This window comes from Streptomyces sp. NPDC037271 (assembly GCF_055603605.1).
Genome location: NZ_JBVJVN010000042.1, coordinates 1 through 22,098 on the forward strand (window position 1 = coordinate 1; position 22,098 = coordinate 22,098).

Genomic DNA, 22,098 nt, shown 5'->3' on the forward strand with positions numbered 1-22,098 from the left:
AGCAGGGGCAGCGGGTCGGAGGTGGTGACCAGGTCCCGCAGCGGGTGCCGGGCCAGCACCGCGTCCACCCGGGGCGTCAGCGCCGCCGCCAGCCGGGTGGCCACCGGCAGCGTGTCGTCGAGCAGGGCCGTCACCGCGGCCAGCACCACATCGCGCCCGGCGTCCTTCGGCACCCCCGCCGCGGCCCGCCGGTACAGCTCGGCGCCCTCCTCCAGCACCAGGCCGGTGTCGATGCCGGCCGGCACCTTGATCCGCGCGTGACGCTGCCAGGTGGTCACGGGGTCGCTCCACGCCTCCACCCGGTAGGTCCAGTCGCCCGGGGAGCCCGGGGTGACCTCGGCGCCCCAGCGGTCGCTGCCCGGGCTCAGCTCCCGCATGGGCGTCCACGGGCCCGGCCGGCCCTCGGGGTCCTTCAGCACGACGTTGGCGGCCACCGCGTCGTGTCCCTCGCGGAACACGGAGGCGGTGACCTCGAACGTCTCTCCCACCACTGCCTTCGCCGGGCGCCTGCCGTGCTCCACCACCGGGTGGACGTCCCGCACCGGGATACGTCCGATCCCCACGGTCGTACTCATCCGTTCTCACCTCCGCCGTGCTCGTGGCCGGGCGCCGCCCGGCCGTTCGGGTCAAGCCGCGCCGGAGGGGGTCTTCCGCCCCGACGATGAGAGCCGGTCCTCCTGTTCCTGCGCATGGGTGACCAGGTTCGTCCGCAGATACCGTTCCGCGGCATCCGCTGCCTCGCGGGCGCACCGCTTCCCCATCAGCACGCACAGGGTGTAACCGGAGTCCTCGAAGGTGGACCGGACGCCGACGTCCGCCGGGGACGCGAGCATCGAGCGTTCCCAGGCGCGGTAACGCCGCAGCTGCCGGGCGACTTCGCTCTTCGCGGGAAGCAGCATGGCCGGTCACCTTCCGGACGGTCCGGGGGTACGGACGATCGAGTTCTTCACACATGGTGCACGGCTGGTGACGCGCCGTCTTGTTGGATCTTCAACTGTTTTCCGTGCCGGGATCCGGACGGGTTCCGGTCGGCTCCGGCCGGTTCCGGTGCGTCCGCCGCTCGTGTTGCACGAATGGACTACCGCTCCCACTCTGGAGTGACTCAGAAGCGATCGGTGCTCACGCTTCGTGTTCGGGGAGCTCGTCCCCCAAGGGGCGAGGAGGAGCGAGAGCCTTCGCGGTGAGGAGCCACGACGATGAAGACCGCAGTGCCCTGCTACTACCACCTCGACGTGGAAGTGAGCCCGGAACGGGTCGGACAGGTCAGGCGCATCCTGGCCGCTCACCTCCGGTTCTGGAACCTGGAGAACCTCGTCGAACCCGTCTGCTCGGGCGCCGAGATGCTGCTCCGGGCCATCGACGAGCACGCGAGCGACAAGAACACGTCGATCGAGATGTGGTGGAACCACCAGCACCTCATCACGGCCGTGGGGGGCAACGACCACGCGCTCCGTCCCGACCAGGACCTTCGCACCTGCCTGCAGCACCTCGCGGCCACCAGCGACGGCTGGGGCTGCTGCGCCACCGACACGGGGGCCAAGGTCATCTGGTTCTCGCAGCGCGCCCGGGCGGGCGAACGCGTTCCGCTGGTCGCGACGGCGCCGGAACCGATCACCCAGGAGGGGCTGGAAGTGCCGCGAGAGATCATGCCGGTCGCCCGGCTGGCCGGCCCGGCGAGTACGGGCAACGGCGTTCTGGAGGAGGCCCGGTGACCCGCGCCAGGCCGAACTGGAAGGGGTCGCCCGTGTGGAGCGGGCACCCCTGCCCCCTGGGGGCCGTCTACGACGGGCAGGGCACCAACTTCGCGCTGTTCAGCGAGGTCGCCGAACGAGTGGAGCTCGTCCTCGTCGACGACGACGGCACCCACAGCGCCGTCCCGCTGCCCGAGGTCGACGGCTTCGTCTGGCACTGCTACCTGCCCGGCGTCGGCCCGGGGCAGCGCTACGGCTACCGGGTCCACGGTCCGTGGGCCCCCGCCGTGGGCCACCGGTGCAACCCGGCGAAGCTGCTCCTGGACCCGTACACGCGGGCCGTGGACGGGACGGTCGACAACCACCCGTCCCTCTTCGAGCGGGCCAAGGGCAGGGCCGACCCGGGCGACAGCGCCGGGCACACCATGCTCGGCGTGGTCACCGACCCGTTCTTCGACTGGGGGGACGACCGCCCGCCCAGACGCCCGTACTCGGAGAGCGTGATCTACGAGGCCCACGTCCGCGGGCTCAGCCGCACCCACCCCGACGTGCCCGAGGAACTGCGCGGCACCTACGCCGGGCTGGCGCACCCGGCGGTCGTGGACCACCTGACGTCCCTCGGAGTGACCGCCGTGGAGCTGATGCCGGTGCACCAGTTCGTGCACGACGGGGTGCTCGAGGACCGGGGCCTGTCCAACTACTGGGGCTACAACACCATCGGCTTCTTCGCGCCCCACAACGGCTACGCCGCCCTCGGCACCCGCGGGCAGCAGGTCACCGAGTTCAAGTCGATGGTCAAGACCCTGCACGAGGCCGGCCTCGAAGTGATCCTCGACGTGGTCTACAACCACACCGCCGAGGGCAACGAGAAGGGCCCCACCCTCTCCTTCCGCGGCATCGACAACGCCTCGTACTACCGCCTGGTGGACGGCGACTGGCAGCACTACTACGACACCACCGGCACCGGCAACAGCCTCCTGATGCGGCATCCCTACGTACTCCAGCTGATCATGGACTCGCTGCGGTACTGGGTCACCGAGATGCACGTCGACGGCTTCCGCTTCGACCTCGCGGCCACCCTGGCCCGGCAGTTCCACGAGGTGGACCGGCTGTCGGCGTTCTTCGACCTCATCCAGCAGGACCCGGTGATCAGCCGCGTCAAACTGATCGCCGAGCCCTGGGACGTCGGCGAGGGCGGCTACCAGGTGGGCAACTTCCCGCAGCTGTGGTCGGAGTGGAACGGCATGTACCGGGACGCGGTACGGGACTTCTGGCGCGGCGAGGAGCACACGCTCGGCGAGTTCGCCTCCCGGCTGACCGGCTCCTCCGACCTGTACCAGCACAGCCGGCGCCGCCCCCGCGCCAGCGTCAACTTCGTGACCGCGCACGACGGGTTCACCCTGCGCGACCTCGTCTCCTACAACGACAAGCACAACGAGGCCAACGGCGAGGGCAACCGGGACGGCGAGAGTCACAACCGCTCCTGGAACTGCGGCGCCGAGGGCGAGACGAAGGACCCGGCCGTCCGGGAACTGCGCGGCCGCCAGCAGCGCAACTTCCTCGCCACGCTCCTGCTCTCGCAGGGCATCCCGATGCTCTGCCACGGCGACGAACTGGGCCGCACCCAGCGCGGAAACAACAACGCCTACTGCCAGGACAACGAGATCTCCTGGGTCGACTGGCGGCTGAACGGGGAGCAGCGCGCGCTGCTGGACTTCACCCGCCGCGTCATCGCGCTGCGGGCCGGCCACCCCGTCCTGCGCCGGCGCCGCTACTTCCGCGGCGAGACCCTCACCCACGCGGACCAGCCGCTGCCCGACCTGGTGTGGCTGCTGCCCGACGCGCGGGAGATGACCGACGACGACTGGCAGCGCTCCGACGCACACGCCGTCGGCGTCTTCCTCAACGGCGACGCCATCGCCGAACCCGACCCGTGCGGCCGGCCCGTCACGGACGACTCCTTCCTGCTGCTGCTCAACAGCCACTGGGAGCCGGCGGACTTCCGGCTGCCCGACGCCACCTACGGCGAGCGCTGGACGACCCTGATCGACACCGCCGACCCGGAGGGCGTTCCCGACGAGGCGGAGCACAAGGCGGGCACCGTCCTGACCGTCGAGCAACGCAGTCTGCTGCTGCTCTCCCGGCCGTCCCGCACCGGCGGGTGAGCACCGGCGTGGGATCAGCTGCCGAGGCGGCGCGCGGTCACCGTGAACTGCGCGCCGTCGGCGTCCCGGAGTACGGCTTCGTCACCGCTCAGCGACAGCACGCTGCCGCCGTGCCGCTCGGCGGTGCGGGCGCAGGCCGCGACGTCCTCGACCGCGAAGTGGACCTGCCAGTGCGGCCGGACGGCCGGGTCGGGCGCCGCTTCGAGGGCGCCCGACTCGATGCGCGCCACCACGTCCCCCTGGTTGCGCAGGACCACCTCGTCGCCCTCGTACTGGACCTCGCAGCAGCCGCTGGGCCCCGACGCCCAGTCGAAGATCTCGCCGTAGAAGATGGCGGCGTCGAAGGCGTCACGGGTGTGCAGCCGGATGAAGGCGGGGCGCGAGGCGCGCCAGGTCTCCCAGTCCGAGAAGAGTTCGCCCTCCCAGATCCCGAAGGTCGCACCGTCCCGGTCGGCCAGCAGGGCCGCCCGTCCGGGCGGGAGGGAGATCGGCCCGACGGCGGTCGTGCCGCCGCGCTCCTGCACGCGCGACGCGGCCTCGTCGGCGCTGCGCACGGCGAAGTACGGCATCCACGCCACGGCCATCTGCCACATTCCGGCGACCGCGGCGATCCCGGCGACCGGCGACCCGTCGGCCAGGGCGATGCGGAAGGGCTCGCCCAGTTTGGCGGGCCGCCACTGCCAGCCCAGCACGGCGGAGTAGAACTCCTCGGTGGCCTTCAGATCGCGGCTGGTCAGGCTCACCCAGCAGGGGGCCCCGTAGACGGAGTGCGGGGACAGCAGGCTCTCCCCGCCGGCGGAAAGGGACATGTCGTGGTTCATGGCAGTCGCGTCCTGATCTCGTCCACCGGCAGTCACCGGCTCCACACCAGTGTCCGGCCGGGAGTGCGGCGGGCGCCTGCCGAGTACCCCCGCCGCGGCGCCGAAACGGTGGCGGACACGCCCCGTACGGCCCAGTGGCGCAAGGAGGCACAGGTGGCGACGATGGAGGCGTCGGAGCGGTACCGCGCGGCACAGGCGGCGGTGACCCGCCGGATCCGGAGGTGACCATGCCCACGGACTGGGGCTCGGACCAGACCGGCTCGGACCAGACCGGCTCGGAGCAGATCTTCCAGCTGCAGGAGCAGGTCCGGCAGCTGAAGGAGGCGGTCGTCTCGCACGCGGTCGTCGACCAGGCGATCGGGATGACCGTCGCCCTCGGCAGGGTGACACCGGACCAGGGCTGGATCGTACTGAAGGAAGTTTCCCAGCATACGAACATAAAACTGCGCAACGTGGCAGAAATGATACTCATCTGGGGGCGCACCGGAGTGATGCCGCCGGAGATCCGGGCCGCCCTCGAGGACTCCCTGGACCGCCACGGCCCCACCCAGATCCCCGGCGCCCCGCCGGAGCGCTGAGTCCGGAGCGCTGCCGCCGCTTCACCGGACCTCCGCGAGGATCTCCTCGCGGATCCGGTCGAAGCAGCCGCTGAGCAGCCGGGAGACGTGCATCTGGGAGATGCCCAGCTGCTGCGCGATGCGGCTCTGTGTCATCCCGCCGAAGAACCGCAGATAGAGGATGGTGCGCTCGCGCTCGGGCAGTGCCTCCAGACAGGGCCGGACGGCCACCCGGTCCACGACCGCGTCGAAGGCCGGATCCGGGCCGCCGAGCGCGTCCCCGAGGGCGTACCCGTCGGTGCCGGGCATCTCCGCCTCCAGCGAGAGGGCGGAGAAGCACTCCAGGGCCTCCATGCCGGTACGGACCTCGACCGTGGTCAGCTGCGCGTGCTCGGCGATCTCCTCGATCGTGGGGGCACGGCCCGGTGTCGTCTGCGCCAGCTCCTTCGCGGACCTGCGCACCCGGTTGCGCAGGTCCTGGATCCGGCGCGGCACGTGCAGCGTCCACATGTGGTCGCGGAAGTGCCGCTTGATCTCCCCGGTCACGGTGGGTACCGCGTACGCCTCGAAGGCGTGGCCGCGTCGCGGGTCGTAGTGGTCGACGGCCTTGACCAGTCCGAGGGCCGCGACCTGGTACAGGTCCTCCAGGTTCTCGCCGCGTCCGCGGAAGCGGACCGCGATCCGCTCCGCCATGGGCAGCCAGACCTGGATCAGTTCGTCCCGCAGCGCCTTGCGCTCCGGTCCCTCGGGCAGCCCGACGAGCCGGTCGAACGCCGCGGCCGTGTCGGGGGCGTCGTCGTGGGGGTGCGGCTTGGTTCTGCCGGCGATACGCGTCATGCGCACCTCCCTCAGCAGGGGGGCTGGCAAATCCTCATATATATGGATACTGAGCGCGAATGTCCCGAACGGCCACCCGAACGGATGCGGACCGGTGAGTGAGACGGGGGCGCCGCGGAACGTGATGTGTGGCACGCTCTGGGTGATCGTCCGGCGGGGGCGGTGGCGGATCGTCCCTGCGTAACGCTTGATCGCCGAGCAAAAAGGGCGAAGTCCCTGGCCACGGCGCATTCCGCTCATTTGACAGTGCACTGAGCGCACAGATAGGAAGCAGCGTCGAGAGGTCGAGAGGGGCACCGTGTACGAGCCGAACGTGGTCGGGGACTGGCAGGAGTACGACGAGCACCCCGGCCTGCGGGTCCGCGTCCACGGCCTTGAGCCGGCCGAGCCGCCGCGTGGACGCGACGACGCCGCCGAGGGACTGACGTACGTCCGTGTCCGGGTGACCGTCGAGAACCGGGGCGGCCGGCACCTCGGCATCCACCTGGAGGACGGCCAGATCGACGTACGGATCGGCCCCGACGGTGAGGGCGCCTTCCTCGACTGGCGCAACTCCCAGTTCATCGAGGGCTTCGACGTCTACCCGCTGCGCCGTGCCACCGCCGTGCTCTACGCGGCGGGCCCGGAGGCGGGCCTTGGCCAGGTGGACGTCCAGGTGCAGTTGCGGGTGGACGAGGAGTGGGCCGACCGCCGGCTGTGGACCGGCGGCCTCGGGTTGCCCGACGGGGCCACCGGGCCCCTGTCCGTCACGGCGCGGGAGGACGGCCTGGCACACCAGGTGAGCGCCTTCCTGCGCGGCCAGGCGGAGGAGGGCTCCGCCTGATCCTCGGGCGGGCGGTCCTCAGTGCGCGATGCCGTCGATGATCTCGCGGGCGCCCTGACGCAGCAGCGCCACGGCGACCGACGTGCCGAGGGTCGCCGGGTCGAGTCGGCCGGCCCATTCGTGGGCGTTCAGCCGCGTCTTGCCGTCCGGGGTGAAGACGCAGGCCCGCAGGGAGAGTTCCCCGCTCCGGTCCACCCGGGCGTACCCGGCGATCGGGCTGTTGCAGTGTCCCTGCAGGACGTGCAGGAACATGCGCTCCGCCGTCGCCTCCCGGTGCGTTGCGGGATGACCGAGACCGCTGACCGCGTCGATGAGCGCGGAGTCGCCCTCCCGGCACTGCAGGGCGAGGATGCCCGCGCCGATCGGCGGCATCATCGTCTCGGGGGAGAGGATCTCGCTGATCACGTCACGGCGTCCGATGCGCTCCAGGCCGGAGACCGCGAGGAGCAGGGCGTCGGCCTCGCCCGCGGCCAGCTTCGCCAGCCGCCGGTTGGCGTTGCCCCGGAACGGCACGCACGTCAGGTGCGGGTGGGTGGCGGCCAGCTGGGCGACGCGGCGCACCGAGGAGGTGCCGACGCGGGTCCCGGCCGGCAGCTCGTCCAGGGTGAGCCCGCCCGGGTGGACGAGGGCGTCGCGGATGTCGTCCCGCTCCAGGAACGCGGCGAACACCGTGCCCGCCGGAAGCGGCCGGTCGGCGGGCACGTCCTTGACGCAGTGCACCGCGAGATCGGCCTCGCCCGACAGCAGCGCGGCGTCGACCTCCTTGGTGAACGCGCCCTTGCCCTCCACCTGGGACAGGTCGCCGAGCCACTTGTCGCCGGTGGTCCTCACCGGCACGACCTCGGTGCGCACGCCGGGGTGGAGCGCCGCCAACTCGGCCCGGACGCGCTCGACCTGAGCGAGGGCCATGGGGGAGTCGCGGGAGACGATGCGGATCAGTTCGGGGGCGGACATGGGGACACGATAGTGCTCCCGGGGCCGCCCGGGTCCCGCGCTTCGCCCGACCGGCCCCCCGCCGGCCGCGCCCGTCAGGCGTTCGGGTCGAAGGAGATGCCGGAGGGCTTGGCGGCCGTCAGGTGGGAGGCGAAGCTGCCGTCCTTCAGGCCGAAGTTGGCGCTGCCGAAGTCGTAGGAGCTCAGCTTCTCGCGCAGGCCGGCCGGATAGCCGTTCCAGCCGACCAGGGTCGGGTACTGCCAGCCGCCCTTGTGGTTCTCCGGCGGTTCGTCGCCCGAGGTCGCCAGGCGGAAGCAGTGGGTGCTGATGCCGTCCTTGTGGTAGACGATCTTCGGGTGGGTGCCCTCGAAGCGGACCGCCGACCTCGCGTGCACGCTGAACGAGCCGTGGTTGGAGGTCGAGACGTACTGGACGCTGCCGTCCCGCACCCACACCACGACGTGCTCCCAGTCGTGCCGGTGGCCGCCGAGGCTGCTGCCGGGCAGCGCCTGGTCCTTCTCGAAGTAGAGGCCGTACATGTAGGCGCACCAGCCGTTGTCGCACTTGGTGCGCGAGTAGCCGTTGGTGTTGTCCAGGTCGGAGGCGTCCCGGCAGTTGCCGTTCAGGGCGCCGGTCGGCTTGAGTCCGCCGTTGACCGCTCCGTCGGCGCCGATGGCCGGTGTCGGGTAGCAGCCGTCGCCGTCGTAGTCGTAGGCGGGCTGGTACGCGCGCTCCAGGCTGTCCGCGTTGCCGGGCAGTCCCGGGGGCGGAGCGGCGAAGGCGGTGGATGGGAAGGCGACGACGAGGGCCAGGGCACCGAGCGGTGCGGCGAGCCATCTCTTGCGGCGGGCGGGGGCGGTACGCGACGGCATCGCGTCCTCCTCTGTATCCGGGCGCAGCCCAACGGCTGTGGGGGGAAGGGGAGTTCAGCCTCCCGTCTTTTCACTCCCGCGCCAAGGGGTCACGGGCGTCCCCGCGGTGAAGGGCAGCCCAATACTTGACACCGCGTCACACGGTCACACCATGTCGTCCGGAATGTCGGCGGCCGACTCCTCGGGTGCGAGGTCCGGACGGAGCCTGAGCCAGGACGGCTGGCGCAGCATGCCCTCCCGGGTGCGGGTGCTGTAGCGGACCTCGCCGACCAGCCGGGGGACGACCCAGTGCGCCCCCGGCACCGGCGGCACGGGGTCGAAGGGGCACACGTCCGTCGCGGCGGTACGCAGCAGCGCGGCCAGCTCGGTGCGCTCGGCCGCGCTCCAGCCGGTGCCGACCCCGCCGACGTAGCGCAGCCGGCCCGCGGCGCGCTGGCCGACCAGGACGGCGCCGGGCAGGCCCGTGAGCCCTCCCTTGCCGGGCAGCCAGCCGCCGACCACGACGTCCTCGCTGCGCATGTTGCGGATCTTGATCCAGGCCCGGGAGCGGACGCCCGGCTCGTACACCGAGTCGAGCCGCTTGCACACCAGGCCCTCCAGGCCGTGCTCGCGGGTGGCCCGCAGGGCCTGCTCGCCGTGGCCGACCAGCGCGGCCGGGGTCGACCAGGACGGCCCGCCGAGGCCGAGGTCCGTCAGCCGGTCGCGGCGCAGGGTGTAGGGGAGGCGGAGGAGGGACTCGCCCGCCAGGTGCAGGGCGTCGAACAGCACCAGGTGGACGGGGACCCGCACCGCCCGCCGCGCCGCCCGGTCCGGGGCGTGGGCCAGGCCCATGCGGGACTGCAGCAACTGGAAGTCGGCGCGGCCCCGTTCGTCCAGGGCCAGCACCTCCCCGTCCAGTACGGCGGCGGTGGAGCCGAGCGCGGCGCCGAGCGGCGCCAGTTCGGGGTAGGCGGCCGTGATGTCCTGTCCCGAGCGGGCACGCAGCCGCACACTGCCGTCGCCGGGCAGGTAGGCCACCACGCGCTGGCCGTCCTGCTTGGTCTCGTAGGCCCAGCGCGCGTCCTGCGCGGCGGGCGGCAGGGAACCGGGGGTGGCGAGCATGGGAGGGATCAGCGGCAGCTCCACGGGTCAGTCCTCGACGCGCCCGCGCGCCGTCACGCGCGTTGTCCGCCAGGTTCGCCTGAACGGCGCCGGTCCGGGCACGGTCCCGGTGCGGCGCCGGTCCCGGCGCGGGGCCGGCGCCGCTGCCGTCAGCGGGCGGAGACGGTCCGCGCCGGATCCGCTGTTACGTCCGAGTAATATCGCGCGGCAGGCCCCCAGAGGAGGAACCGTGTCCCGGTCCGAACGCTCACCCCTGCTGCTCGCCGGCCTGCTGGCCACCGCGGGCGTCGCCCACTTCGCCCGCCCCCGCACCTTCGACGCGATCGTGCCGCGCGGCCTGCCGGGCACGCCCCGGACGTGGACGTACGCCAGTGGCGTCGCCGAACTCGCGCTCGCCGCGGGCATCGCGCTGCCACGCACCCGCAGGGCGGCCGCGCTGACCACGGCCGCCTTCTTCGTCGGGGTGTTCCCCGCCAACGTCAAGATGGCCGTGGACCAGCGGCACCGCCCCGCACCGCAGAAGGCCGCCGCCTACGGCCGGCTGCCCCTGCAGGTGCCGCTCGTGCTGTGGGCCCGGGGCGTCGCCAAGGGCAGCGAGGGCCGGTCGTGAGCCGCTCCCCGGCGGTGGGCGACACGGTCGAGGACTTCGTGCTGCCGGACGAGACCGGCGCGCCGCGCCGCCTGTCCGAGCTGCTCGCCGACGGGCCCGTCGTGCTGTTCTTCTATCCCGCCGCCCTGACCCCGGGCTGCACCGCGGAGGCCTGCCACTTCCGCGACCTCGCCGCCGAGTTCGCCGCGGCCGGCGCCCGCCCCGTCGGCGTCAGCGGGGACCCCGTCGAACGGCAGCAGGAGTTCGCCGGGCGCCACACGCTCGGCATGCCGCTGCTGTCGGACGCCGACGGAGCGGTCCGCGAGCTGTTCGGGGTGAAGCGGGGGTTCGGCCCGGCCCCCACCAGACGGGTCACCTTCGTCATCGGGCAGGACCGCACCCTGCTCGAGGTCGTCCGGAGCGAGCTGAGGATGAACACGCACGCCGACCGCGCCCTCGCCGCGCTGCGTGCCCACCGTGGACAGGGCCGTGCCCGCCGGTTCCGCCGCGGTTGAAACCGGACCACAAAGGGTCAATCCTGGACGCTATGGAGCATGCCTCCGCTGTGGCGGCCCTGGACGCCCACGGCACGGTGACTGGGTGGAGCGAGGGCGCCCGGCGGCTGACCGGCTATCCGGCCGAGGAGGTCGTCGGGCGGGACGCACGGGAGCTGCTCGCCCGGGACGTGCCGCCCGCCGCCCTGTCCGGGCTCGCGGGCACCGCCCTGCTCCGCCACCGCGACGGCTCCACCGTGACCCTCCGCCTGCGCGGCGCCCCGCTGCTGGGGGCGGCCGGCACACCGGACGGGTACGCGGTGACCGTCGAGCCCTCCGCCGAGCGGACGCTCCGGCTGACCGGGGAGACCTTCCAGCAGGCGTCCGTGTCGATGTCCGTCCACGACACCCGGCAGCGCTACCTCCGGGTCAACGACACGGCGCGCCGGATGCTGGGGCTGCCCGCGAAGGACCTGATCGGACGGCGGCTGCCGGAGATCATGGAGGAGGTCGACGCCAACGGGTCGGGATTCATGCGGCACCTGCGGGAGGTCGTCGACACCGGCCGGCCCGCGCGCTACGAGACCTCCACCCCCGCCTCCTCCCGGCTCGGCGAGCACGCCTGGACCATAGAGATGTGGCCGGTCCGGGACGCGTCCGACGAGGTGGCCGCCGTCGCCGTGGCGGGTTTCGAGAGCACCGAACAGCACCGGGCGCGGCAGCGGCTGGCCCTGCTGAACGAGGCCGCGGCCGGTATCGGCACCAGCCTGGACGTCGTGCGCACCGCCGAGGAACTGATCGAGTTCCTCGTCCCGTCTCTCGCCGACTTCGCCAGCGTCGACCTGCTCGACTGGGTCCTGGGCGCGGAGGAGCCGTTCGCGGTGCCGGCCGAGGCCGTCGCACTGCGGCGGGTCGCGCACGGCACCACCACCGAGGGCTTCCCCCGGGCCTCCGTGCACCTGGGCGAGATCGACACGTACCCCCCGTACTCGGCGCCCGCGCGAGCACTGAGAGAGGGGCGGGCGGTGCTCACCGGTCCGGGCGACCCGGACTTCGACCGGTGGATGCGGGTCCGCAACGAGCAGGCCCCGCACAACCGCTCCTACCGGGAGCGGGTCCGCTCGGCCCTGGCGGTGCCGCTGATGGCCCGGGGCACCACCCTGGGCGTCGCGGTGGCCGCCCGCGCCGCGCCCCAGCCACCGCACGTCCCCGACGACACCGCCCTCCTCGAGGAACTCGCCAGCCGGGCCGCGGTCTGCATCGACAACGCCCGCCGCTTCGCCCGCGAGCGTTCCACCGCCCTGACCCTCCAGCGCAGCCTGCTGCCCAAGGGCCTGCCCGGGCAGGCGGCGGTCGAGGTGGCCCACCGGTATCTGCCGTCCGTGTCGGCGGCCGGCATCGGCGGCGACTGGTACGACGTGATCCCGCTGTCCGGCAGCCGCGTCGCGCTCGTCGTCGGTGACGTCGTCGGCCACGGCATCCCGTCCACGGCGACGATGGGCCGCCTGTGCACGGCCGTCCGCACCCTGGCCGACGTCGACCTGCCCCCCGACGAGCTCCTCACCCACCTCGACGACCTGGTCGGCCACCTGGCGGCCGGCGACTCGGACGACGAGGCCGCGGAACTGGGCGCCACCTGCCTCTACGCCGTCTACGACCCCACCTCCCGCCGACTGGCCCTGGCGTCGGCCGGGCACCCCGCGCCGGCCGTCGTCCTGCCCGACGGCACCACGCGGCTCGTCCCCCTGGCCGCCGGGCCGCCGCTCGGTGTCGGCGGGCTGCCGTTCGAGGCGACCGAGGTGGAACTGCCCGAGGGTTCCGTCGTCGCCCTGTACACGGACGGCCTCGTCGAGGACCGCGACCGCGACGTCGACCACGCCACCGCGGAACTGTGCCGTGCGCTGACCGCGCCCGCGAACTCCCTAGACGCCCTGTGCGACACCGTGCTCAAGGCGGTGATGCCGGAGGAGCCCAGTGACGACGTGGCGCTGCTGCTGGTGCGCACCCGGGCGCTGGGCACGGACCGGATACGCACCTGGGACGTCCTCCCGGACCCGGCGCACGTGGCCGCCACCCGGAGGTCCGTCATCGAGCAGCTGACGCAGTGGGGACTGGATGAGGGGGCGTTCGTCACCGAGCTGGTCGTCAGCGAGCTCGTCACCAACGCGATCCGGTACGGCGAGCCGCCCATCCGCCTGCGCCTCATCCGCGACAGCGCCCTCATCTGTGAGGTCTCCGACGGCAGCGCCACCTCACCGCACCTGCGCCGCGCCAACGCCTACGACGAGGGCGGCCGGGGCCTGCTGCTGGTCGCCCAGCTCACCGAGCGCTGGGGCAGCCGGCAGACGGGCACCGGCAAGACCATCTGGGCCGAACAGCCCCTGCCGGCAGACCCCTGGCGGCCTCTGCCCGCAGACCTCTAGCGGCGCCTCCGCCGGCAGGCCTCCGGCGGCTTCTGCCCGCAGACCTCTGGAGGGCCTTCGCGGCGACGCGCGCGAGCGTGCGGCCGGTCCGTGCGGAACGGGCACGCCGTGGGTCCGGGGCGCCGTGCCCACGGGCCCCGCCGCCGGTCGTCCGGCCGGGGCCTGTGCCGCCTGCTGGGACAACCGGGCCACCACCCACCTCGCCCCGAGCGACAACGCCCACCTCGACCACCCGCGGACCAGGCAGGGCGTGATGCTCGCCGGTGAGTGGGGTCGGCGGGGCCGTCGGGGCCGGTGGGGCCGTGGGGCCGGTTCCGGTATCAGAACGTCCGCTTCAAGAGGTCGAGCAGCGCCTCCCAGTGCCGCTCCGTCGCCTCCGGGTCGTACGCCGCGGTGTCGGCCTGCGTGTAACCGTGCGGGGCGCCGTCGTACACCTCGCAGCGGTGCCGGACGCCGGCCGCGGCCAGGGCCGCCGCCAGGCGCTCCTGCTGTGGGGGCGGCATGGACCCGTCGTGGTCGGCGTGGCCGAAGTACAGCTCGGCGGTGATGTGTCCGGCCACCAGGTGCGGGCTCTGCGGTCCCTCGGTCGCCAGGTTCCCGCCGTGGAAGCCGGCCGCCGCGGCGACCCGGTCCGGATACGTGCCGGCCGTGCGCAGGGCGAGCCCGGCGCCCATGCAGTAGCCGGTCAGCGCGACCGGGCCGTCGGCCGCCGCCGGTGCGTCCGCCAGCCAGCGGAGGTAGGCACCGGCGTCCCGCATCGCCCGGTCGGGCGTCAGCGAGCGCATGATCGGGCCGAGGCGCTGGAAGATGTCCGGACGCGCCCCCGGATCGATGAACTCGGGCAGCTCCGCGACCGGCGCCCGCCCGTGCCGGTAGAAGACGTTCGGCACCAGTACGGCGTAGCCGGCGCCGGCCAGCCGGTCGGCCATGCTCCTCAGCTGGGGGCGCAGCCCGAAGGCGTCCATGTAGAGCAGGACCGCGGGACGTGGACTCCCGTCGGCGGGGTGCGCCAGGTAGGCGTCGGCGGTGCCGTCCTCGGTGGGGATGTCGACAGCGGTTCCCTGTACGGCGGTCATGGCGGGGCTGCCTCTCTGTGGCGACTCGGTGGGCGATCGTCGTGCCGCGGGGGGAGCCCCGCCCGCGGCACCGGCGGATCATGGTCATCGTGGCACGCCCTGCCCGGGAGCGTCGTGGACCCCGGGCGCGGTCGCACCGCCCGCCGGCACCACACGGCGGTCGACGTCGCCGGCACCGCAGGAACCCACCGGGACGGATCGGCCGACCGGGGCAGGAGTCCCCGCCCGTCGGGGCGGGGAGCGGAAGCCGGTCGAACCCGGAAGCCAGTCGAACCCGGAAGTCAGTCGAACCGGGTCGTGTCTCCGGCGCCCCGCCGCACGATCTCCGCCTCACCGCCGGAGAAGTCGACGACCGTGGTCGGCTCGGTGCCGCAGTCACCGGAGTCGATCACCGCGTCCACCACGTGGTCGAGCCGGTCCTTGATCTCCCAGCCCTGGGTCATCGGCTCCTCCTCGCCGGGCAGCAGCAGGGTGCTGGACAGCAGCGGTTCACCGAGCTCGGCCAGCAGGGCCTGGGTGACGACGTGGTCGGGGATGCGCACGCCCACGGTCTTCTTCTTCGGATGCTGGAGCATGCGCGGCACCTCCCTCGTCGCCGGGAGGATGAAGGTGTAGCTGCCCGGGGTCGACGCCTTGATCGCCCGGAACACGTCGTTGTCGATCTGTACGAACTGGCCGAGCTGCGCGAAGTCCTGGCACACCAGCGTGAAGTGGTGCCGGTTGTCCAGTTGCCGGATCGACCGGATGCGGTCGATCCCGTCGCGGCTGCCCAGTCGGCAGCCCAGCGCGTAGCAGGAGTCCGTCGGGTACGCGATCAGCGCCCCCGAGCGGACACTGTCGGCGACCTGGGCGATGGTGCGCGGTTGGGGGTTGTCGGGGTGCACGTCGAAGTACTTCGCCATTCACCGAGCTTATGCCCGCTCGGACGGACGGACCGACAGGCCTGGTCGGCGGCCCGGGTCCGGCGCGCGTCCGCACGGCGGTGCCCGTCCGCACGGCGGTGCCCGTCCGAAGTGCCGCGTGTGCCCGGCCATGCGGTAACGTCCCCGGCCTGGGCCGGGAGCGAGCGAGGACGAGGAGAAGGCCGACGTGGCGGGCCGAGAGGACGGGACACGGCAGTGGACGACCGGGGCCGGTGAGCACGCGGACTGGGCGGCGGAACTGCTCGACCACCTGCGGCCGGCCGGACGCGACGTGCGCAGGGTCGTGACCTGGCTCGCCTCGGCCGCGCACGCGGCCGTGTCGCTGCGGGACGGCACCGGCCGCCTGCTGGCGGGCACCCGCACACAGCTGGACGAGGACCTGGTCGCCGACATCACCTCCGGCCGGATCGCTTCCGCCGCTCTGGAGGACCGGGGCCGCCACCTGCGGCTCGTCCGTGTGGAGCGGGTCCATCCGGCGCCGGCCGCCGTTCTCGCGGTGGCGCGCGAGGCCCCTTTCGACCGGCGGGTCTCCGACATCGTCACGCACACCGCCCAGGTGGTGGAGCTGCTGCTGGCCGGCCACGAATCGACCGCGGCCGGACACCGGCTGCGGCGGGCCACCTCCGACCTGCGCCTGGCCATCCTGCAACTGCTGATGGTGGAGGACACCGTCTCCGCCCGCCGCGTGGCCGCCGGACTCTGGCCGGGCCTGCTCGACACCGAGGAGGCGTGCGTCTACGTCGTCGAGAGCCGCGCCGAGGAGCGGGACGACCTCGCCGAGGAATGCCTGTCGGCGACGGGGGAACGGGCGCTCGTCGTGCGGTGCCCGGCCATGGACGGTCACGTGATCGTCCTCACGCCCGGGGAGACGGCCGGTCAGGAGCTGCGTTCGCTCGTCGGCCGCCTCCCCGGTGTCTTCCTCGGCGGCAGCGCACGGCAGAGCCTCGCGCGCACCGCCACCGCGTACGGACAGGCGGTGAGCGCGCTGGCGGTAGCCCGGTTCCGCCCGGACAAGGCCGCCGTGTACGCGGAGCGGACCCGCCCCGAGCGCCTGATGGACCCGGCGGCGCTGCACGCCTGGACGGCCCGCCTGCTGAGCCCGCTCGACGCCCTGCCGCACCACACCCGCGCCGAACTGCTCGCCACGACCCGGCTCGGCCTGGAGTTCACCGCCGTCAACACGGCGAAGATCCTCGGCGTCAGCCGCAACACGGTCCGCGCCCGCATGGACCGGGTCGAGTCACTGCTGCGCACGGACTTCACCGACCTGACCGTCCGCGCCACCGTCCACCTCGCCCTGAACGCCCAGGCGGGCCTCGCCGAGCATCCCGTCGGCGGTGGCGCCGCCCGGTCCGGCGCGGCCTGCCTCACCGACCTGCTGGCCGGGGCCGCGCTGCGCACCTGGGCCGACGGCCTGCTCGGCCGCCTGGAGCCGGACGCCCGTAACCTGCGGCGCACGCTGCGCACCTGGATAGCCGTCGGCGGCAACGCCGAGCGGGCCGCGCAGACGCTCGGCGTGCACGCCCAGACGGTGCGCGAGCACGTCCGCAGCGCCGAGCCCGTCCTCGAACGCCAACTGCTCGCCGCCGGCAGCGACCTGTACGAGGTGGTGCTCGCCCATCTGGCGGCGGGCGACCTCGACCAGCCGCTCCTGTACGGGACGAAACCGGGCCATCCGGACTCACCTGTGCACGGGTGAGTCCTTCCCGCCCGGCAGCGGGCATCGACGCGATTCACAACGGCCGAGCCGTCCACGTAGGTTCGACGGGCCGCGGGGGTACGACCGGAACGGGGGACCGGTCGCGCCCCCGCCGCCCGTTCGTCCGCCGCCCGTTCGTCCGGGGTGCGGGCCCCGTCCGGCGGCGCAGCGGTCCCGGGGCTGATCCGGCCCATGGCGGGTGGTCAGCCGTGGGGCAGGATCACCGCACGGCCGTTGACCTTCCCTTCGTGGAGCCGCTCGTACGCGAGCGGGGCGTCGTCCAGGGAGTACGTCTCGGTGTGCACCGACACGGCACCCGCGCGGGCCAGGTCCAGCACCTCGATGAGCTCGCTGCGGCTCCCCCAGTAGGGGGCGCTGACCGACACCTCGAACGGCAGCAGGCCGAACCCGACGGGGATCGACCCGCCGCCGATGCCGACCAGCGTGACGTCGCCCTCGACGGCCGCGACGGCACCCGCCGTCTTCACGGTGGGCGCGACCCCGACGAAGTCGAACACGGCCTGCGCGCCGAGACCGCCGGTGAGTTCGCGCACCGCGTCCGCCGCCCCGGCGTCCGACAGCACCGCCTCGTGGGCGCCCACCTCACGGGCGAAACGCAGCTTGTCCTCGCTGACGTCGAGGGCGACGACCCGGGCGGACGTCAGCGCGCGCAGCAACTGGATGGCGACGTGTCCGAGCCCGCCGGTGCCGATGACCACCGCGGTCGACCCGGGGACCAGCTTGGGCAGCGACCGCTTGATGGCGTGGTACGGAGTCAGCCCGGCGTCCGTCAGCGGTACGGCCGCGACGGGGTCGAGCCCGTTCAGCGGGACCAGGTGCCGGGGGTCGTCGACGAGCAGGTACTCGGCCATCGAACCCGGCCGCCCGAGTCCCGGCGGGCGGATACCCAGCTCGTCGGCGCGCAGGCAGTAGTTCTCCTTGCCCTCGGCGCACTTGGCGCAGGTGCCGCAGCCCCACGGCCCGTACACGGCGACCGCGTCGCCCTCGTTCAGCCCGGTCACGCCGGCGCCCAGCGCCGCCACCGTGCCGACGCCCTCGTGGCCGAGGGTGAGCGGCAGCTCGTACGGGAAGCCCTCGGCGGGCCAGCTCATCACCGCGATGTCGGAGTGGCAGACGCCGGCGGCGGTCACCTCCAACAGCACCTGGCCGGGGCCGGGTTCCGGGTCGGGGACCGTGACCACCTCGGGCGGCGCCCCGATGGTGCGGTACTGCAGTGCCTTCATGGTCGGACTCCTCTGTTCTCCCCCCGGTTCGTTCTCCCCCTGGCGTGTGGCCGGTCTCAGACGGCGGTGTAGGCGCCGTCGACCAGGTGGTAGCCGCCGGCGACGAAGGACGCCCGGTCCGACAGCAGGAACGCGATCAGCTCGGCGACCTCCTCGGAGCGCCCGAGGCGGCCGGCCGGGTGCAGGGCGACCAGGCTGTTGTAGGCGGCCTCGTCCATGGTCTTCAGCAGCGGGGTGTCGATGAAGCCCGGACCGACCGCATTGACCCGGATGCCCTTGGCCGCGTACTCGGCGGCGGCCGCCTTGGTCAGTCCGACCACGCCGTGCTTGGCGGCGACGTAGGCGGGGGAGCCGGCGAAGCCGACCGAGCCGAGGATGGAGGCGACGTTGACGATGGCGCCGCCCTTGCCGGCTGCCTCGATGGCGGGCAGTTCGTAGCGCATCGAGTAGAAGACGCCGTCGAGGTTGGTGCGTACGACGCGGTGGTAGGCGTCCACGTCGTACTCGCCGGTCGGGGCGCTCGGGCCGCCGATGCCCGCGTTGTTCACGGCGAGGTCCAGGCCGCCGAAGGTGTCGACGGCGGACTTCACGGCGGCCTCGACGGACTCCGGACGGGTCACATCCAACTCGACGGCCGCCGCGCGGACGCCCGCCGCCGCCAGCTCGGCCGCGGCCTTCTCGGCGCCCTCGGTGTTGTAGTCGGCGACGACGACGCTCGCGCCGCATGTGCCGAGGCGGCGGGCGGTGGCCAGGCCGATTCCGGAGGCGGCGCCGGTGACGAGGGCGGTGCGGCCGGCGAACTCGGCGTCGGCGGTGGGACCGGCGCCGGTGGTGGTGCTGGTGGTGCTCACGGTGCGTTTCTCACTCTTCGGTGGTGCTGTCGGGGGTCGCGGACGCGGCCTCCGAGGTCAGGGCGTCGTAGGCCCGCTCCACGAGGGCGGCGAGGTCTGCGGCTCCCGAGTCCCGGTCGCCGCCGCGTGCCCACATGCGCAGGGCGGCGATCAGGACTCCGGCGGCGGCGTCGACGAGGGCGGCGGGGCGCACGTCCCGGGCTTCGTCCGTGCCGAGCCGGTCGGCGACGATGCGGATCGACTCCTCCTGGGCGTCGACCCGGATGCGCTGGTAGGCGGCGAACAGGTCGGGCTCGCCGTCGGCCAGGGCCAGCAGCCGGCGCATCCGGGGACGGACGTGCCAGGCAGGGTCGTCCCGGTCGGCCAGCCAGTCGCGCACGGCCCTGCGATAGGCGAGCAGGGGCGGTTCGTCGGCGGGGCGGGACCGCAGCAGTGCGTTGATGCGGTCGCCGTCCCGGCGGACGAAGTCGAGGGCGGCGTCCTCCTTGCCGGCGAAGTGCCGGCTGAACGTGCGGCGTGTGACGTCCGCGCGCTCGGCGATGGCCTCGACGGTGGTCGCCGCCGGCCCGCGCTCCAGGATCAGGTCGCAGGCGGCGGTGGCCAGCGCGTCGCGGGTCTGCCGCGCCTTGCGCTGCCGCCGGTCCTCGGTGGGGGTGGAGGGCTTCGTCGCCGTCATGCCTCCGAGGGTACACCTGGATATGTCCCAGTGGGACACATGACCCAGCGGGACATCGATACTCGGCCAAAGCTCAAGCTCAAGCTCAGGGTCAGGGTCACGGTCAGGGCCAGTGTCGGGCCGGTCGGGGGACGGTTCCGGGTCCGGACCGTGGGCGCCGTGTGTCCCGTGCCGCCCCGGGTACCCGGCCCGCGCTTCGGACCGAAACCACCTCGAGGAGGCCCGCATGGCCAGCGGCACGGAGACCGGCGGCGTGACCGGCACGCAGGACAAGGACTACAACCTGATCTGGTACGTCGAGTCGTGTCTGAACAACGCGCTGCGCCTGGAGACGTACATCCAGGACGCCGAGCGCAACAAGGACACCGAGGTCGCGGAGCTGTTCCGCAAGGCGCAGGCGGACAGCCGCAAGGGCGCCGAACTGGGCAAGGGTCTGCTGCGCGCGCGACTGAACGGCAGCTGACGCGACCGGCCCGCGAGGGCCCGGACGCCCCCGTGAACCGGGCGTCCGGGCCTTCGGCATGACATGCGGAAAAGCAATGCAAATCGGTATGTGTCGGACGTATCACTGGGGGTACTCGGGCGCCCATGTGTGCGGCCGACGGCCGCCTCGCAGCTCAGGGCCGCGTCCGAGCCGGCCACGAGTCGAAGGAGCCCACGAACATGACGGACGTATCGAGCCAGGGACCCGCCCCGGGCGACGACCGCAAAGTGCTCACCAACCGGCAGGGGCACCCCGTCTACGACAACCAGAACCAGCGCACCGTCGGCGCCCGCGGCCCCGCCACGCTGGAGAACTACCAGTTCCTGGAGAAGATCAGCCACTTCGACCGCGAGCGCATCCCCGAGCGCGTCGTGCACGCCCGCGGGGTGACCGCGTACGGCTACTTCGAGGCGTACGGGGCCTGGGGCGACGAGCCGATCGACCGCTACACCCGGGCCAAGCTGTTCCAGGAGCGGGGCAAGCGCACCGACCTCGCCGTCCGGTTCTCCACCGTCATCGGCGGGCGCGACTCCGCCGAGACGGCCCGCGACCCCCGCGGCTTCGCGGTGAAGTTCTACACCGAGGACGGCAACTGGGACCTCGTCGGCAACAACCTCGCCGTCTTCTTCATCCGCGACGCGATCAAGTTCCCGGACGTCATCCACGCCCTCAAGCCGGACCCCGTGACCTTCACTCAGCAGCCCCGGCGCATCTTCGACTTCATGTCGCAGACGCCGGAGTGCATGCACATGCTGGTCAACCTGTTCAGCCCGCGCGGCATCCCGGCGGACTACCGCCACCAGCAGGGCTTCGGCGTCAACACCTACAAGTGGGTCAACGCGACGGGTGAGACCAAGCTCGTGAAGTACCACTGGATGCCCAAGCAGGGCGTCCGCAGCATGACCGAGGAGGACGCCGCCAACGTCCAGGCCCACGACCTCGGCCACGCCACCAAGGATCTCTACGACGCCGTGACCCGCGGCGACTACCCCGAGTGGGAGCTGCTCGTCCAGATGATGGACGACCACGACCACCCGGAGCTCGACTTCGACCCGCTCGACGACACCAAGACCTGGCCCGAACAGGAGTTCCCGGCGAAGCCGGTCGGACGGATGGTGCTGGACCGGATGCCGGACAACTACTTCGCCGAGAACGAGCAGATCTCCTTCGGCACCGGCGTGCTCGTCGACGGACTGGACTTCTCCGACGACAAGATGCTGGTGGGCCGCACCTTCTCCTACAGCGACACCCAGCGCCACCGGGTCGGCCCGAACTACCTCCAGCTGCCCGTCAACCAGGCCAAGCACGCCGACGTGCGCACCAACCAGCGCGACGGCCAGATGGCCTACTACCAGGACGGCGGCGGCGAGAACCCGATCGTCAACTACGAGCCGTCGATCACCGGCGGCCTGCGCGAGGGCCAGTACCCCACCCACGACGATCAGGGACCGGAGATCCGTGGGCGGCTCACCCGCGCACGCATCCCGCGCACCAACGACTACCTGCAGGCCGGACAGCGCTATCTGCTGATGGAGCAGTGGGAGCGCGACGACCTCGTGGCGAACTTCGTCAATCTGCTCTCCCAGTGCGACCGCCCGGTGCAGGAGCGCATGGTGTGGCACTTCCTGCTGGTCGAGAACGACCTCGGCCTGCGGGTCGGCGAGGGCCTCGGCATCAGCCCGCAGGACGTCTCGCACCTGAAGCCGCTGGCCAGCCAGGACCTCACCGACGAGGACCGCGAGCGGCTGGCCAACCTCGGCAAGAACCCGCCGCGCGACGTCGAGGGCCTGACGATGACCCACTGCGTCCCCAACGAGCGGCACGTCGTGACGCGCTGAC

The 22,098-nt window shown here is 72.8% G+C and carries 23 protein-coding genes; 11 read left to right on the forward strand and 12 right to left on the reverse strand.

Features of this window, described 5'->3' with window-relative positions; translation table 11 throughout:
• Window positions 1-575 (reverse strand): maltotransferase domain-containing protein (locus tag ACZ7G3_RS35080; protein ID WP_470930692.1); only part of this gene is annotated, 575 nt, incomplete at its 3' end.
• Between the two features lie 51 nt (window positions 576-626).
• A complete protein-coding gene (locus ACZ7G3_RS35085; protein WP_426600860.1) occupies window positions 627-899 on the reverse strand; it encodes a DUF5133 domain-containing protein in 273 nt (90 codons plus the stop codon).
• A gap of 297 nt (window positions 900-1,196) precedes the next feature.
• Here ACZ7G3_RS35085 and ACZ7G3_RS35090 point away from each other — a divergent pair, with 297 nt between their 5' ends.
• Both ACZ7G3_RS35090 and glgX read left to right on the forward strand, forming a co-directional pair.
• Window positions 1,197-1,712 (forward strand): pep a2, encoded by a 516-nt coding sequence (locus ACZ7G3_RS35090; RefSeq protein WP_426600862.1) that lies wholly within the window; start codon window positions 1,197-1,199, stop codon window positions 1,710-1,712.
• On the forward strand, window positions 1,709-3,856 hold the full coding sequence (gene glgX, locus ACZ7G3_RS35095; protein WP_470930695.1) for a glycogen debranching protein GlgX: 2,148 nt from the start codon (window positions 1,709-1,711) through the stop codon (window positions 3,854-3,856). The genes ACZ7G3_RS35090 and glgX overlap by 4 nt, the downstream gene beginning before the upstream one ends.
• Before the next feature lie 14 nt (window positions 3,857-3,870).
• Here the strand turns inward: glgX and ACZ7G3_RS35100 are convergent, their stop codons facing one another.
• On the reverse strand, window positions 3,871-4,677 hold the full coding sequence (locus ACZ7G3_RS35100) for a VOC family protein (protein WP_426600864.1): 807 nt from the start codon (window positions 4,675-4,677) through the stop codon (window positions 3,871-3,873).
• Between ACZ7G3_RS35100 and ACZ7G3_RS35105 the strand changes: the two genes are divergently transcribed.
• Together ACZ7G3_RS35105 and ACZ7G3_RS35110 are read left to right on the forward strand one after the other, a co-directional pair.
• Window positions 4,669-4,902: a hypothetical protein gene (locus ACZ7G3_RS35105; RefSeq protein ID WP_470930697.1), complete on the forward strand. Its 234-nt coding sequence runs from the start codon at window positions 4,669-4,671 to the stop codon at window positions 4,900-4,902. The two genes, ACZ7G3_RS35100 and ACZ7G3_RS35105, sit on opposite strands and share 9 nt — an antisense overlap.
• 2 nt (window positions 4,903-4,904) lie before the next feature.
• Window positions 4,905-5,255 carry an ANTAR domain-containing protein gene (locus ACZ7G3_RS35110; RefSeq protein WP_470930699.1) on the forward strand — a complete coding sequence of 117 codons (351 nt, stop codon included), beginning with the start codon at window positions 4,905-4,907 and terminating at the stop codon, window positions 5,253-5,255.
• Between the two features lie 21 nt (window positions 5,256-5,276).
• On the opposite strand, the gene ACZ7G3_RS35115 is transcribed toward ACZ7G3_RS35110, so the two are convergent.
• Window positions 5,277-6,071: a SigB/SigF/SigG family RNA polymerase sigma factor gene (locus ACZ7G3_RS35115; RefSeq protein ID WP_426519903.1), complete on the reverse strand. Its 795-nt coding sequence runs from the start codon at window positions 6,069-6,071 to the stop codon at window positions 5,277-5,279.
• A gap of 298 nt (window positions 6,072-6,369) precedes the next feature.
• On the opposite strand from ACZ7G3_RS35115, the gene ACZ7G3_RS35120 reads away from it, so the two are divergent.
• Window positions 6,370-6,894: a hypothetical protein gene (locus tag ACZ7G3_RS35120; RefSeq protein WP_470930701.1), complete on the forward strand. Its 525-nt coding sequence runs from the start codon at window positions 6,370-6,372 to the stop codon at window positions 6,892-6,894.
• Window positions 6,895-6,912: 18 nt separating this feature from the next.
• On the opposite strand, the gene hemC is transcribed toward ACZ7G3_RS35120, so the two are convergent.
• The 3 genes from hemC to ligD all read right to left on the reverse strand — a co-directional run bounded on the left by hemC (window position 6,913) and on the right by ligD (window position 9,824).
• A complete protein-coding gene (gene hemC, locus ACZ7G3_RS35125) occupies window positions 6,913-7,848 on the reverse strand; it encodes a hydroxymethylbilane synthase (protein ID WP_470930703.1) in 936 nt (311 codons plus the stop codon).
• A gap of 74 nt (window positions 7,849-7,922) precedes the next feature.
• Window positions 7,923-8,699 carry an NPP1 family protein gene (locus ACZ7G3_RS35130; RefSeq protein ID WP_426600869.1) on the reverse strand — a complete coding sequence of 259 codons (777 nt, stop codon included), beginning with the start codon at window positions 8,697-8,699 and terminating at the stop codon, window positions 7,923-7,925.
• A 144-nt stretch (window positions 8,700-8,843) separates the two neighbouring features.
• The gene (gene ligD / locus ACZ7G3_RS35135; protein ID WP_470930705.1) at window positions 8,844-9,824 is read right to left on the reverse strand and encodes a non-homologous end-joining DNA ligase; all 981 of its coding nucleotides are present in this window, start codon (window positions 9,822-9,824) and stop codon (window positions 8,844-8,846) included.
• 205 nt (window positions 9,825-10,029) lie between these two features.
• Between ligD and ACZ7G3_RS35140 the strand changes: the two genes are divergently transcribed.
• From ACZ7G3_RS35140 to ACZ7G3_RS35150, 3 genes are read left to right on the forward strand one after another with little or no spacing between them, the layout of a single operon-like run.
• Window positions 10,030-10,410 (forward strand): DoxX family protein, encoded by a 381-nt coding sequence (locus ACZ7G3_RS35140; RefSeq protein ID WP_470930707.1) that lies wholly within the window; start codon window positions 10,030-10,032, stop codon window positions 10,408-10,410.
• Window positions 10,407-10,904: a peroxiredoxin gene (locus tag ACZ7G3_RS35145; RefSeq protein ID WP_426600875.1), complete on the forward strand. Its 498-nt coding sequence runs from the start codon at window positions 10,407-10,409 to the stop codon at window positions 10,902-10,904. The genes ACZ7G3_RS35140 and ACZ7G3_RS35145 overlap by 4 nt, the downstream gene beginning before the upstream one ends.
• 32 nt (window positions 10,905-10,936) lie before the next feature.
• Complete coding sequence (locus ACZ7G3_RS35150) at window positions 10,937-13,306, forward strand: SpoIIE family protein phosphatase (protein WP_470930710.1); 2,370 nt, start codon at window positions 10,937-10,939, stop codon at window positions 13,304-13,306.
• 320 nt (window positions 13,307-13,626) lie between these two features.
• Here the strand turns inward: ACZ7G3_RS35150 and ACZ7G3_RS35155 are convergent, their stop codons facing one another.
• A complete protein-coding gene (locus ACZ7G3_RS35155; protein WP_470930712.1) occupies window positions 13,627-14,382 on the reverse strand; it encodes a dienelactone hydrolase family protein in 756 nt (251 codons plus the stop codon).
• Window positions 14,383-14,663: 281 nt separating this feature from the next.
• On the reverse strand, window positions 14,664-15,284 hold the full coding sequence (locus ACZ7G3_RS35160; RefSeq protein WP_426519921.1) for an L-threonylcarbamoyladenylate synthase: 621 nt from the start codon (window positions 15,282-15,284) through the stop codon (window positions 14,664-14,666).
• A gap of 187 nt (window positions 15,285-15,471) precedes the next feature.
• Between ACZ7G3_RS35160 and ACZ7G3_RS35165 the strand changes: the two genes are divergently transcribed.
• Window positions 15,472-17,004 carry a helix-turn-helix domain-containing protein gene (locus tag ACZ7G3_RS35165; protein ID WP_470930714.1) on the forward strand — a complete coding sequence of 511 codons (1,533 nt, stop codon included), beginning with the start codon at window positions 15,472-15,474 and terminating at the stop codon, window positions 17,002-17,004.
• Between the two features lie 203 nt (window positions 17,005-17,207).
• Here ACZ7G3_RS35165 and ACZ7G3_RS35170 read toward each other — a convergent pair whose 3' ends face one another.
• From ACZ7G3_RS35170 to ACZ7G3_RS35180, 3 genes are read right to left on the reverse strand one after another with little or no spacing between them, the layout of a single operon-like run.
• Window positions 17,208-18,248, reverse strand: a complete 1,041-nt coding sequence (locus ACZ7G3_RS35170) for an NAD(P)-dependent alcohol dehydrogenase (RefSeq protein ID WP_470930716.1) — start codon at window positions 18,246-18,248, stop codon at window positions 17,208-17,210.
• A 56-nt stretch (window positions 18,249-18,304) separates the two neighbouring features.
• Entirely contained in the window at window positions 18,305-19,099 is a 795-nt protein-coding gene (locus tag ACZ7G3_RS35175) for an SDR family NAD(P)-dependent oxidoreductase (RefSeq protein WP_470930718.1), read from the reverse strand.
• A gap of 10 nt (window positions 19,100-19,109) precedes the next feature.
• The gene (locus tag ACZ7G3_RS35180) at window positions 19,110-19,775 is read right to left on the reverse strand and encodes a TetR/AcrR family transcriptional regulator (RefSeq protein WP_426600883.1); all 666 of its coding nucleotides are present in this window, start codon (window positions 19,773-19,775) and stop codon (window positions 19,110-19,112) included.
• A 226-nt stretch (window positions 19,776-20,001) separates the two neighbouring features.
• Here ACZ7G3_RS35180 and ACZ7G3_RS35185 point away from each other — a divergent pair, with 226 nt between their 5' ends.
• Window positions 20,002-20,238, forward strand: a complete 237-nt coding sequence (locus ACZ7G3_RS35185) for a hypothetical protein (protein ID WP_426600884.1) — start codon at window positions 20,002-20,004, stop codon at window positions 20,236-20,238.
• A 200-nt stretch (window positions 20,239-20,438) separates the two neighbouring features.
• Window positions 20,439-22,097 (forward strand): catalase, encoded by a 1,659-nt coding sequence (locus ACZ7G3_RS35190; RefSeq protein ID WP_470930721.1) that lies wholly within the window; start codon window positions 20,439-20,441, stop codon window positions 22,095-22,097.
• Window position 22,098: the final 1 nt, after the last annotated feature.